Genomic DNA, 11,938 nt, shown 5'->3' on the forward strand with positions numbered 1-11,938 from the left:
CGGCGAGCTCGCTGGGGGCGGAGCCGGATGTGTCGCCTGGGGTGTGGGCGCTGCTGGCGCAGAATGGGGCTGCGGGTGCTACGGGACCGGCGGGTGTTGCGGCGAATGTGAGTGTGGGGACGGTGACGACGGGGGCTGCGGGGTCGTCGGCTTCGGTGACCAACAGCGGGACGGCGGGGGCGGCAGTGTTGAATTTTGTGATTCCGCAGGGCGCGGCTGGGGCGAGTGGGACGGGCGGTGGTGGCGGCGGGGGAGGGGGGACGAGTGGGATTCCGTTTGCTTCGATGTATCACGGGGTGTCGTTCAATGCGGAGTTCTATTCGGTGAATAGTTCGACGGGAGCCGCGACGGAGACGCAGCCGGTGCTGACGTGGGTGCCTGCGGGATGCACGGCGACGACGCTGAGCGTGTTTTCGGACCAGTCGAATACGGTGAAGGTGGCGCTGCGGCAGGGAACTCCGGGGAGTATGGCGGATACGACGCTGAGCTGCTCGGTGGCTAGCGGGACGTCGTGTACGGTGACGGGGAGTGTGACGGTGCCGGCGGGAAACTTTGTGGACTTCGATGTGACGGGGTCGAGCGGAACGGTGGCGGGCGTGTGGACTGTGCTTGGGTGCAACTGAGGCGCTCAATGGCTGCGGAGTCGCTACACTGTTAAACAGACCGCAGACACTCTGGAGCAGGGACGACGATGATCGACGTATTCAGTAAGGCGCAATCGGCGGCAAGCTTTATTCGCGGCAAGAGTTCGGTTCAGCCTGCGGTGGGAATTATTCTCGGGTCGGGGCTGGGGAACTTTGCCACGCATGTGGAGGGTGCGGTGCGGATTCCGTACGGCGATATTCCGCACTTTCCGCAGTCGACTGTGGTGGGGCACTCGGGTCACCTGGTGCTGGGTCATATTGGTGGGGTGGCGGTTGCGGTGATGCAGGGGCGCGTCCATGCGTATGAGGGCTACGATATGAACCAGGTGACGTTTCCTACGCGTGTTCTCGGGCTGCTGGGCTGCCGGACGCTGGTGGTGACGAATGCTGCGGGAGGTATACGCAGCTCGCTGGCGCAGGGTTCGATTGTGGCGATCTCGGATCACATCAACTTGACTGGGACTAACGCTGCGCTTGGTCCGAACGAGCCTCGCTTTAGCGTGGTCGCAGGTGGGGGGCAGCGGTTCTTCGATATGTCGGACGCTTACTCGCTTCGTCTGCGGACGCTGGCGATAGAGGAGGCGGTGCGGCAGGAGTTTCTGCTTACCGAGGGTGTCTATCTTGCGGTGCTCGGGCCGAGCTTTGAGACACCTGCGGAGATTCGCGCCTTCCGGACGCTGGGCGCTGATCTGGTGGGCATGTCGACCGTGCATGAGGTCATCGTTGCACGGCATATGGGGCTTGAGGTGCTGGGTCTGTCGCTGGTGACGAACATGGCTGCCGGGGTTCCGGCGTTTGGGCGGGATACGGCCGATCAGATCGATCATGAAGAGGTGATGGAGATCGGACGCAGGGTGGAAAAACAGTTCACCTGCCTGCTGACGGCGTTGGTGCCACAGATTGTCTTTCGGGGTAGTGCTGAGTCTGCGAAAGGCGCTGAGAACAAATCGTAACTGTGACTGAAACAATTCCTCAACAGCTCTCTTTGCCGCGGCGGCCCTTTATTCTGGGGATTGCCGGGTGCTCCGGTTCAGGTAAGACTACGCTGGCTCGCGAGCTTGCAGCGCAGTTTCATGCGACGCTTCTGCCGCTGGATTTTTACTATCGCGATCTCGGCCATCTGGCGGCGGCCGACCGGGCGCTTGAAAACTTCGACGATCCGGATTCGATTGAGCACACGCTGCTGGTGGAGCACGTTGCCGCGCTTGCTGAATGCCAGACGATCGAATGTCCGATCTACGACTTTGCTTCACATACTCGGGTTGTTGGCCGGACGGAGACGATGACTGCGGCTGACGTCGTTATTGTGGAAGGGATTCTTGCGCTTCACTATGAGCCGTTGCGGGCGCTCTATGACTTCAGCGTTTATGTTAATGCTCCCAATCAGATTTGTCTGAATCGGCGTATCTATCGGGATATGCGGGAGCGCGGCAGAACAGAAGAGAGTGTGCGTGCGCAGTTTGAGGCTACGGCAAGGCCGATGGCTGAGCTGTATGTGCTGCCGTCGGCGGTGCATGCTTCTGTAACCGTTGAGGGCACAGATGCTCTGGACTGGTCGGTAGAGCAGGTGCTACAGCGCCTCCGCCAGGCTGGCGTCGCTCTCCAGCGGAACGGTCGCGAGGGAGGTTCGGCTTAGTTCTTCGTACATCTGCGCGACGGTGGCGTGGGCGGTCTCGGAGAGGATGAAGCGATCTGCGCGGGCGGTGGTCTCTTCGCCGAAGTGAATGCTGGCGTGAAGTTTGCTCAGTCCGAGAAGGCGGAAGATGTGAGGGGTGAACTGGGCATCGCCCCACCAGCAGACGTCGTTTGCTACAGTGGCTTCGCGGTTGGTGAAACAGTCGGGCAGGGTGTATTGGAGTGCGGCGACTCTGAGCGGGACTTGGTTGTTCAGGATGGAGTGGAAGAGGCCGCGGCGAAAGGGCAGGACGGATGCGCCGTCTGTTGTGGTGCCTTCGGGGAAGAAGAGGACGGGCAGGCCGCTGTGGTATGCCTCCGCCATGGCTGCATTTACGGCTGGATGGGTCTTTGGGCCGCCGCCGCGCTCCACGTAGACGGTTCCGGCTTGCGCGGTGAGCCAGCCGAGGATAGGCCAGCTTCGGACTTCTGTTTTGGCGATCATGACAAATGGTTGAATGGAGCTGTAGAGCAGGATGTCGAGATAGCTTAGGTGGTTGGAGACGACGGCGCCGGCTGTGGGGATGCGGCCTTCGACGTTGCAGACGAAGCCGAGTGCTTTGACGATGCGCCTGCACCAGCCGTGAATCCAGATTGCGCCCTCTGCGCCGACACGTGGACGACGGATCTTGCAATCTACTGCGGCTGCGAGCAACAGTGCGACGAACAGCGTGCTGCGCAGAATCGACCGCACAAAAGACCAGGCCGCGTTCACGCTTACGATCCCTCGAGAAATCTCTTTGCCATGCGAGGGTGCAGAGCTTGGAGATCGAGCAGGGTGAGGAAGTCGATGGTTCTAAAGTCGCGGTCAATCGCGGGCTGGCTGCAGATCTTCGCGCCGATGGTGAGGTAGGCGCGCAGTAGTTTTGGAGCGCGAACCTCCGGCATTTTCTGTGTTGGGGCTGGCAGTACGAAGGCCGGGGTTGCTATGGTCAGCAGCGCGTCTTCTACCATGCAGTTGCGAAGGGATTCGTAGACGGCGTGGCCTTCGTCGATGTCCTGCGAGGTGAGCGAGCAGCATCCCATCATGTAGCGGCCGCCGTTGACCAGCGCATAGCGGGCGATGCCGCGCCATAGCAGATGCAGGACCTCGGGGGAGCGGTGTTCGCGATGGATGCAGGCGCGGCCGAGTTCGACGATCTGGCTGCGCATGGCTTCGTAGGGGGCGAAGCAGAACTCCTGCTCGCTGTAGTAGCCGAAGTAGCTTGCGGCGACATCGCCCATCTGCATGCGGTAGGTGCCGACGATTGCGCCAGTGGCTCGATCTTCCACGATGAGGTGGTCGCAGACGTCGTCGAAGTGGTCCTTGTCGAAGCCGTCTACATAGGCTGACTCCAGACCTTCGTTCATCTCGAGGTTGAAGACGATGAAGCGCAACCGATAGGCCAGGGCGCGTTCACTCTCGGTCAATGCAAGGCGTGCCACGTAGTTTCCAGCTTCCAGTCGAATATCTTTCTTCGACGGTAACTGCGGTGAAAGCGCTCGATTGGGCAGAAGTGCGACAGACGGCGACTCGCTTGCTGTGAGCATCGACTCTCCTTGCAGCGCTCTAAGTTTCGAGCGTTGGTCAGTTGCTTTCGATGTCAGTCTGCGTGGTCTTCTGTTACTGGGTGTTCACGTTACGTGAACATTTGTTGAACAAAAAAAGGTGCACCAATGTGTTTACCCTACCCTTGCGGCTACGCGGTGGCCGAGAGCTTCTACTTCGGCGTGGGCCTCGGTTGCAGCTTGTTTCCTGTGAAGCACATCGCTGGAGAAGACGATGGGACGCTCGGCGAATCTAACTTCGGCGCGAACTCCGCGCAGGCCGAGGAATGTGAAGATGTGGCTGAGCATGTTGCGGTCGCCCCAGTAGCAGACGTCGTCCGAGACGGTCTTTCCGGCATTTTCTTTTGGGTCCATCGTGTAGTGCAGGTAGGCTGCGGTCACGGTTGCGCCACCTTCCATGACCTGACCCAGAAGGCCGCTGTGGAATTTTAGAAGGCCGGTTCCGTTGCTGGTTGTTCCTTCGGGAAAGAAGACTACGGGCAGGCCTGCGTTTAGAGCTTCCTGCATACCTTTTCGTGCTTTCAGCGCTGAGCCGCCGTGCCCGCGCGCGACGTATACGGTGCCCGACATGGTTGTCATCCAGCCCACGACGGGCCAGGAGCGAATCTCTTCTTTCGAAACAAAGACGCAGGGATGGAGGGCGGCGTAAACGACGATATCGAGGTAGCTGAGGTGGTTTGAGATGAGAGCTCCGCGCTCCGGATAGGTTCCTTCTACGGTGATCTGGATGCCCATGCCTCGCAGGGCGCGCGCGCAGAATCGATGGAGCCAATCGGCTCGCTGCTCGCGTGTGGCCGGTCTGGTTATGGCCAGCTCTGTGCCGGCGACGATAAACATTCCTACCAGTTGAATGCTGCGTCCCACCGCCCGAAAAAAGTTCACCAGATTGAAACCTCGTCTATCTTTCGCATGATTGCGCCGCACAGTCCTTCGATGCGCAGTCTATCCTGTTCTCTGTGCAGCCGAGCGAATCAAATCCAGACGCCATTCTTCCGGGTGCCCATGGTGTCCACCACAACTGGCTCTATCGCCGGGTCGCACTTCCTGTTCTGGCGCTTCTGCGGATGGGGGCTTCGCCGGAGAAGCTGGCGTGGAGTATCGCCGTGGGGCTGCTTATTGGGATCAATCCTATTCTCGGGAGTACGACGGTTCTGTGCCTTGCGGTCGCGTTCGTGCTGAGGCTCAATATTGCGGCGTCGCAGCTTGGGAATCATGTGGTGTATCCGCTGGAGATTATTCTGGTCATCCCGTTTATACGCGTGGCCAGCCGGGTCTTTCACACGGCGCCGATGCCGCTCTCGGCGCAGCAACTGCTTCGTGCTGCACGCGAGAGTCCTGTTGCGCTGACACGCCAACTGTGGCTGTGGGAGTGGCACGCTTTTCTGCTGTGGGCCATCGTCGCCGTGGTGGCTGTTCCGGTGATTGCGCTGGGACTGACGCCGTTCCTCCGCAGGCTGCTCAAGCGGGTGGAACGGCATCAGTATCCGGTGCTGTCTTCGACGACGCAGCCGCTGAAGTAGAGTTGGCTAGTCTGCCCACTTCGATGGCGGAAGCGGTTCGGCGCTCTTGATCCATGCGGTGTAGATCATGTCGCGTAGCTCGGTCGCTCCGGCGGCGAGACGCTCATCGACGAATGCCTTGCCGTCCGGCGTTCCGGTACCGGCGAAGGCTCCGGTCTTCTCCAGTTGGTAGGTCTTTTCGACCAGCGAGTTGGAGTGGCGAAGGTAGGCCATATAGTCGGTGAATATGTCGCCAAGGATGGTTGGCCGGGGAGCGATGAGTGGCGCCACATCGGACGGCTTCACATTTGCTGATACGAAGGTCGACTCGAATTGAGCGTGGATCTTGTGCTCCGTCGTGTATCCGTTGGGGTTGGGGCCGGTCCATCCGTTGTACTGGATGGTGGTGTGCAGAGGCTGCGATCCGTCAGCGACATAGTGGCCTAGCCACCCGGCGAGAAAGACGATCTCGCACTCGGAGGGCTTGGTGTCTTTGTGGTCTTCTTTTAGCTTTCGGTAGTCGCGCATTGCGCTCTTCAGGCGCTGCCAGACCTCGACGGTGACGTAGGGCTGGAGTCCAACTTTTTCCGGTGTGAGCGCGAGGTCGGGGTGGGACTTTTGCGCGAAGGCGAGGGCGCGCACGTAGTCGTATCGCTTTCTGGGGAGTTCGCCTATGAGATCGGCGTACTCCATGTCGATGAAGTGCTCCGGTGAGCCTGCGGCTCCGAGTTCCGGCTCAAGGGGGGACTTCCACCGATCCGGCTCGGGGCCGTAGTATTCCAGGGCATCCAAGGCCTCGTGCGACCGCAGAAACTCCGGCACATCGGCGGGCAGGGCAGCGCCGGCGAGGCGGTTGATCATCGCGTGTCCGTCTCTACCCCAGGCCGCGCCCTGCTGAACCAGCATCACCGGCAGGAGAGTCACCGCTGCCGCAATTCGTACCGCACCCATCCATCTGTTCGTGCTCTTTAGGCTCTTCGTGCTCATCATGCAAAAGTATAACGTTCAGGTGATTGTCATACGGTTACAAGCGAGCCTTGTACGGCGACGCTTCCGAAGACTCTGCGATAGCGTGCGATCTCTTCTAATGGGCCGGTTGCTTTGCGGGCGTTGTCCGATAGCTTCACGGCTGGGCGACCCTCGACGGTCATCAGCTTGCATACGAGGCTGATCGGTTCGAGGCTGGTCTCGCCGCGCGGATGGCAGCCACGAAAGTCATTGGTCAACAGGGTTCCCCAGCCTGCGCTGAAGCGGATGCGTCCGTGGAAGTATTCGTGCAGGCGAAGGATGTCGTCGACGTCGAGGCCGTCGGAGGCGATAAGGCGCTTCTTTGCGGCGTCGCGGCCTCTGGACTGAAGCCACGCGATGTACTCGTCTCCGGCTACGAAGGGGTCTTTGCTGTCGCAGCGCTGCCCGGTCCAGTCCGCTACCCAGTCCGGTGCGCCCTGCAGAAACTGCGTGGTGCCGAATGTATCGGGGAGCATGATGAGAAGCTCTCCACCGTAGCTCTTCTGCCAGAGCTCGAGCACACGATACTGCGACTGGTGGAGGTCCTCGTCGCCGTTGGCCAGAGCGGCCATCGCCATGGGCAGCTCGTGGGCGTTGGTGCCCATGGCCTCGAGGTCGTGCTTGTAGGCGAGGGAGGTGTTTGAGGTTCCGGAGAGGCTGGCGCCGAGGGCTACGCGCATGACCTGGACGACGTACTCCTGCCAGAGGAAGCTGTGGCGGCGACGGGTTCCGAACTCGGAGATTCTGACGTCGGGAACTTCGCGGAGGCGCTCGACCTTCTCCCATAGCTTGGTCTTGGCGCGGGCGTAGAGGACATCGAGCTCCAGCTCGTTCAACGTGCTTAGCGCGGCTCGGGTCTTCATCTCGCTGACGAGCGCGAGGCCGTAGACCTCCCACATGGTCACCTCGGTCCAGAGGCCGGAGAAGCGCACGATGAGCTGTCCGTCGTGTTCGGTGACGGTGTAGTCCGAGAGGCGGAAGTCTTTCTCCAGCCACTCGAGGAAGCCGGGCTCGAAGATGCTTCGCGTGCCGTAGAAGGTATTTCCGGCCAGCCAGATGAGCTCCGACCGGCGAAAGCGCAGACCGCGGACGTGCTCCATCTGGTCGATGAGCATGGCTGCGGAGATCTGCTCGGCGAGCCTGACGGAGACGGTTCGGTTGGTGACCTCGGAGGTGACGTGGATTTTGGGGAAGTTCTTCCAGATGAACTGCAGCATGAGCAGCTTGTAGAAGTCGGTATCCAGCAGGGAGCGAACGATGGGATCGAGCTTCCAGTTATGGTTGTGCGCGCGTTCGGCAAAGTTCACGTTCACGTTGGTTACGCCTCGTGTTTTCTTCTTTTTTCTTTTATAAGGTGTTGCTGGCCTGGGGAAGCGGAGTTGCGAAGGCTCATCTTCAAGAGAGTATGACAAGTGGGTCTGGCATCGGGACATATTTTTTATGCAAAGCTCCTGTTGCCTTTGGCTTTTAGCTTTGTTTCTTCTGGATCGTTTGGGGTGAGGGAGCAGGTGGCCGTCCTCATTTCCTTGCAAAATTCATCATTCCCGCGCCATTCCAGCTCCGAACATTGATATCCTGTAAAGGATATGCCTACGAAAAAAGAACTCCTCGACCGCCCTATTCAGCACCTCGACATCAAGCAGCACAACGTCGTTCCCCTGGTCGACGCGATGGCGCAGATGGCTTACTCTGCGCGTGATACTGCCCGCGCCGCCAACATCTACGACATGATGCTTCGCGACACGGAGTGCGGCGTGATCCTGTGCCTGGCCGGATCTCTTATTTCGGCAGGTCTGCAGAAGATCTTCGTCGACCTGATCCGCAACAACATGGTGGACGCTGTGGTTTCGACCGGCGCAAACATCGTCGATCAGGACTTCTTTGAGGCGCTTGGGTTTAACCACTATGTGGCGGGCGACGAGTACAAGTATGGTGCGGGTGACGCGGATCTTCGCGAACTGATGATCGACCGCATCTACGACACGTTCATCGATGAGGAAGAGCTTCGCATCTGCGACGAGACGACGCACCAGATCACGAACTCGCTGGAGCCGCGTCCCCATAGCTCGCGTGAGTTCATCCGCGAGATGGGCGCTTACCTGAGCAAGAACGGCAAGACGCCGGCGGCTGGCGGACGCGATTCGATCGTGCTTGCGGCGTATGAAAAGAACGTGCCGATCTTCTGCCCGGCGTTCTCGGATTGCTCGGCTGGGTTCGGCCTGGTTGCGCACCAGCATGCTCGGCAGGGCAAGCCGATGGTGTCGATCGATTCCGCGAAGGACTTCTACGAGATTACGCAGCTGAAGATTGCCAACCCGACTACAGGCTTGCTGATGATCGGTGGCGGCGTTCCTAAGAACTTCGCGCAGGATATCGTTGTGGCGGCGGACATCCTTGGGGTTGAGGCGTCGATGCATAAGTATGCGATTCAGATCACGGTGGCGGACGCTCGCGATGGTGCGCTCTCCGGTTCTACTCTTAAAGAGGCGAGCAGCTGGGGGAAGGTCGATCTGACCTACGAGCAGATGGTGTACTCCGAGGCTACGCTCGCCCTCCCGCTGGTTACCGGATATGCCTTCCACAAGAAAGCGCATGCAGCGCGTACAGGAAAAAAGTGGGCCACGATTCTCGATCGGGTCGCCGTTACGGCATAGGTGCTATTTGCAGGAAAGGGCCGTCTTTCCTATGGAAAGGCGGCCTTTTTGCTGAATCAGGTCTGCTAAGTGCTTTTACTGCAATGTTGTCATCGGGGATAACCCACATAGGTGTTATTGCCGCTGCAACTTATTTTCTGTCATTCTCACGGTGATAAGAGAAATTCGGCTTAGTACCAAGTAATGGTATGGCGGACAGTTGATCCGATAGTAGTACCTGCGTCCAAGATTAAATGGGTTACCATCAGACAGACGAGAAGTTACCATAGGATTACCGGCAAATAATGCATATTCTTTCTATACTTGGTTTTCTTTCTCTGTTCACTACCTCGGCCGTTCTACTCTTCGCTTTTCTGCGCGCGCAGCGAACTACGCGAGAGCTAACGGAGCAGTTGACGCTTGCGCGCGAGCAGCATCAACAGCACACTCTCCAGCTTACACATCGTTCTGAACTCGACACCCTGAAGGACGAGTTCATCTCTACGGTCTCGCATGAGCTGCGTACACCGCTCACGAGCATTCGGGGAGCGTTGGGTCTTCTCTCCTCGGGCATCATCGGCGATGTGGACGCGAAGGCGCTTAACTTGCTGCGCATCGCTGTTACGAACACGGATCGCCTGATTCGCCTTATCAATGACATTCTCGACCTGGAGCGTATGGAGTCCGGCCGGGCTCCGCTGCAGATCCGCCGCTGCTCTCTGCGCGATCTTGCCCAGCAGGCGATTGAGACGATGACGCCGATGGCTGATGCGAATACGGTTCATCTTGCGCTTGAAGCTTCTACTGTGGCGCAGGCGGCCTATCCGGAGTCTCTTTTCTTTGACGGTGACGCCGACCGCATGCTGCAGGTGCTTACCAATCTCATCTCGAATGCGGTCAAGTTTTCGCCGGTTGCTTCGACGGTTCGCATTCACACGGAGGCGACCTCCGACTCTATTTTGCTTAAGGTTGTCGACGAGGGGCGCGGGATTCCGTCGGACAAGCTCGACAGCATCTTCGACCGCTTCCAACAGGTGGAACCGTCGGATGCGCGACAGAAGGGTGGCACCGGGCTTGGGCTGGCGATCTGCCGCAGCATCGTGCAGCAACACAGCGGATCGATCTGGGCGCAGCGCAATCTTGGACCTGGCACCACGATCTACGTCATGCTTCCACGCACGACGCGTTCGACCGACGTCTCGCTTCCGACTACGCTTCCTCCGCGCGGCGAAGGGGCGATCATGGTCTGCGATGACGATGCCGGGATTCGCACGGTAGTGAGCGAGCACCTGACACGTCAGGGATACACGGTCATCGAGGCCAACTCCGGCGAACAGGCTCTCATACTTGCCTCGGAGCACCAGGTTGAGGCGATCCTGCTGGACCTGTATATGCCGGGACTGAGCGGATGGGAGACGTTGCAGCGGCTTCGGAACAATCCGGTTACGGCGAATATTCCTGTGGTTGTGCTTAGCGTGCTCTCTTCCACGCTGCGCCCGCAGCTTACCGGCGATGCGCAGGGGTGGGTGCAGAAGCCGTTCAATGAAAATCTGCTCTTTGCCGAACTGGGCCGCGTGCTGCATCACGGCGATGGACCGGCTTACGTTCTGCTTGTCGAGGACGACGAAGATCTGGCCGCGGTATTGACCGCCAGCTTCCAGGATGCGGCGGTGCACATCGACCATGCCTCGAGCCGTCAGCAGGCGATCCGGCAGTGCATTACGCGGCCTCCCGATCTGCTGATCCTCGATCTCACGCTTCCCGATGGCGATGGATTCTCGCTGGTTGAGTGGCTTCGCCAGCAGCCTACGCTGCGCACCCTGCCATTGGTTGTCTACTCTGGGCGAGAGATCTCGGAGAGCGAGATGGCCAAGCTTCGTCTTGGGCCGACCGAGTTCCTAACCAAGGCGAAGGTGCAGCCGCAGGAGGTCGAGGAGCTGGTTCTCTCGATGGTCCAACGGATCCGGAGCAAGTTTTCGGACCTCGCCACGGCTGGCCCTACCGCCTGAACCTGGTTATCTCTTTTGAAACAAAGCTAACAGGCAAATTTTCCCTTCTTCTCATCGCGTGAGAGAATAGCTTCGCTTATGCGATCTGTTCTTATCATCGACGACGAAGACGATATTCGCGAGGTTGCTGCTCTTTCTCTGGAGGCGACGGCGGGTTGGAAGATCCTCACTGCTAGCTCTGGAGCTGAGGGTATGACGGTTGCGGCAGCTGAGCAGCCTGACGCGATCCTGATGGACGTGATGATGCCTGGAGTCGATGGCCCCACCACCTTTCGCAGTATGCAACAGATGCCGGAGATCGCTCATATTCCTGTGTTGCTGCTGACTGCCAAGGTGCAGGGGGTCGACCAGCGCCGATTTGCGGGACTCGGCCTGGCGGGAATACTCTTCAAACCATTTGATCCACTGACACTCTCCCAGCAGATCGCGGACGTCCTGGGCTGGAAGGATTAGCCCTGTCGCGTTCGATACCCCGGGTCGCGCAGACGCAGTTAGACTACATTTTCATGCAGCGCACGCTTCCCGCGTTTTAGATCATCGCAAGAGGTTCCGCTGGGAGTTTTGTGCCGATGAACAAAGCCGACAACGCTAAAAACGCTAAGATCGATGACCTGCTCGTCAAACTCTGGCGAAAGAATCTTCCTACGCTGCATGAGCGCCTCGATCTTCTCGATCGGGCTGCGGGTGAAGCGGCGTCTGGCAGGCTGGACGAGGCTAAGCGGGAGGAGGCGAGGGATATTGCGCATAAGCTCTCGGGCTCTCTGGGGATGTTTGGCTACGAGCAGGGGACGCAGATTGCCAGGGAGATCGAGCAGATCCTCAAGGATGCTGACCGTGTGGGGCTTGGTCGTTTCTCCAGCCTTACGGTTGCACTTCGCCGAGCCCTGGCCTCAGCCCTGTAGATAGATGGTTCAGTCCGAGGA

Annotated in this window: 12 protein-coding genes and 1 pseudogene; 8 read left to right on the top strand and 5 right to left on the bottom strand. The window is 59.3% G+C overall.

Annotated features, from left to right (window positions below; translation table 11 throughout):
• The 3 genes and pseudogenes from GSQ82_RS19685 to udk form a co-directional block, all read left to right on the top strand.
• Positions 1-623, top strand: a pseudogene (locus GSQ82_RS19685) (hypothetical protein); the annotation flags it as partial.
• A gap of 68 nt (positions 624-691) precedes the next feature.
• Positions 692-1,597, top strand: a complete 906-nt coding sequence (locus GSQ82_RS19690) for a purine-nucleoside phosphorylase (RefSeq protein WP_158793992.1) — start codon at positions 692-694, stop codon at positions 1,595-1,597.
• A 2-nt stretch (positions 1,598-1,599) separates the two neighbouring features.
• Positions 1,600-2,280 (top strand): uridine kinase, encoded by a 681-nt coding sequence (gene udk / locus GSQ82_RS19695; RefSeq protein WP_254061790.1) that lies wholly within the window; start codon positions 1,600-1,602, stop codon positions 2,278-2,280.
• Here udk and GSQ82_RS19700 read toward each other — a convergent pair.
• From GSQ82_RS19700 to GSQ82_RS19710, 3 genes are all read right to left on the bottom strand, one after another.
• Positions 2,215-3,033, bottom strand: a complete 819-nt coding sequence (locus GSQ82_RS19700) for a 1-acyl-sn-glycerol-3-phosphate acyltransferase (RefSeq protein WP_158793993.1) — start codon at positions 3,031-3,033, stop codon at positions 2,215-2,217. The two genes, udk and GSQ82_RS19700, sit on opposite strands and share 66 nt — an antisense overlap.
• Before the next feature lie 2 nt (positions 3,034-3,035).
• Positions 3,036-3,848 carry a GNAT family N-acetyltransferase gene (locus GSQ82_RS19705; RefSeq protein ID WP_158793994.1) on the bottom strand — a complete coding sequence of 271 codons (813 nt, stop codon included), beginning with the start codon at positions 3,846-3,848 and terminating at the stop codon, positions 3,036-3,038.
• Between the two features lie 132 nt (positions 3,849-3,980).
• A complete protein-coding gene (locus GSQ82_RS19710) occupies positions 3,981-4,748 on the bottom strand; it encodes a 1-acyl-sn-glycerol-3-phosphate acyltransferase (RefSeq protein ID WP_158793995.1) in 768 nt (255 codons plus the stop codon).
• 74 nt (positions 4,749-4,822) lie between these two features.
• Between GSQ82_RS19710 and GSQ82_RS19715 the strand changes: the two genes are divergently transcribed.
• Positions 4,823-5,386, top strand: coding sequence for a DUF2062 domain-containing protein (locus tag GSQ82_RS19715; RefSeq protein WP_254061791.1), 564 nt, complete (start codon positions 4,823-4,825; stop codon positions 5,384-5,386).
• 6 nt (positions 5,387-5,392) lie between these two features.
• On the opposite strand, the gene GSQ82_RS19720 is transcribed toward GSQ82_RS19715, so the two are convergent.
• Complete coding sequence (locus GSQ82_RS19720; protein WP_158793996.1) at positions 5,393-6,316, bottom strand: S1/P1 nuclease; 924 nt, start codon at positions 6,314-6,316, stop codon at positions 5,393-5,395.
• Positions 6,317-6,381: 65 nt separating this feature from the next.
• Entirely contained in the window at positions 6,382-7,686 is a 1,305-nt protein-coding gene (gene pncB, locus GSQ82_RS19725; protein WP_158793997.1) for a nicotinate phosphoribosyltransferase, read from the bottom strand.
• Positions 7,687-7,959: 273 nt separating this feature from the next.
• On the opposite strand from pncB, the gene GSQ82_RS19730 reads away from it, so the two are divergent.
• The 4 genes from GSQ82_RS19730 (at position 7,960) to GSQ82_RS19745 (ending at position 11,917) form a co-directional block, all read left to right on the top strand.
• Complete coding sequence (locus tag GSQ82_RS19730) at positions 7,960-9,027, top strand: deoxyhypusine synthase (RefSeq protein WP_158793998.1); 1,068 nt, start codon at positions 7,960-7,962, stop codon at positions 9,025-9,027.
• A gap of 284 nt (positions 9,028-9,311) precedes the next feature.
• A complete protein-coding gene (locus tag GSQ82_RS19735; RefSeq protein WP_158793999.1) occupies positions 9,312-11,015 on the top strand; it encodes a response regulator in 1,704 nt (567 codons plus the stop codon).
• Between the two features lie 78 nt (positions 11,016-11,093).
• On the top strand, positions 11,094-11,468 hold the full coding sequence (locus GSQ82_RS19740) for a response regulator (protein WP_158794000.1): 375 nt from the start codon (positions 11,094-11,096) through the stop codon (positions 11,466-11,468).
• A 116-nt stretch (positions 11,469-11,584) separates the two neighbouring features.
• Complete coding sequence (locus GSQ82_RS19745) at positions 11,585-11,917, top strand: Hpt domain-containing protein (RefSeq protein WP_158794001.1); 333 nt, start codon at positions 11,585-11,587, stop codon at positions 11,915-11,917.
• Positions 11,918-11,938: the final 21 nt, after the last annotated feature.

It is taken from the genome of Granulicella sp. L60 (genome assembly GCF_009765825.1).
GTDB lineage: Bacteria > Acidobacteriota > Terriglobia > Terriglobales > Acidobacteriaceae > Edaphobacter.

What these genes read in the sequence shown, in the direction of transcription:
- GSQ82_RS19690 (WP_158793992.1), top strand. Translation starts at nt 692, where the DNA reads ATGATCGACGTATTCAGTAAGGCGCAATCGGCGGCAAGCTTTATTCGC.
- GSQ82_RS19705 (WP_158793994.1), bottom strand. Translation starts at nt 3,848, where the DNA reads ATGCTCACAGCAAGCGAGTCGCCGTCTGTCGCACTTCTGCCCAATCGA.
- GSQ82_RS19720 (WP_158793996.1), bottom strand. Translation starts at nt 6,316, where the DNA reads ATGGGTGCGGTACGAATTGCGGCAGCGGTGACTCTCCTGCCGGTGATG.
- GSQ82_RS19730 (WP_158793998.1), top strand. Translation starts at nt 7,960, where the DNA reads ATGCCTACGAAAAAAGAACTCCTCGACCGCCCTATTCAGCACCTCGAC.
- GSQ82_RS19735 (WP_158793999.1), top strand. Translation starts at nt 9,312, where the DNA reads ATGCATATTCTTTCTATACTTGGTTTTCTTTCTCTGTTCACTACCTCG.
- GSQ82_RS19740 (WP_158794000.1), top strand. Translation starts at nt 11,094, where the DNA reads ATGCGATCTGTTCTTATCATCGACGACGAAGACGATATTCGCGAGGTT.
- GSQ82_RS19745 (WP_158794001.1), top strand. Translation starts at nt 11,585, where the DNA reads ATGAACAAAGCCGACAACGCTAAAAACGCTAAGATCGATGACCTGCTC.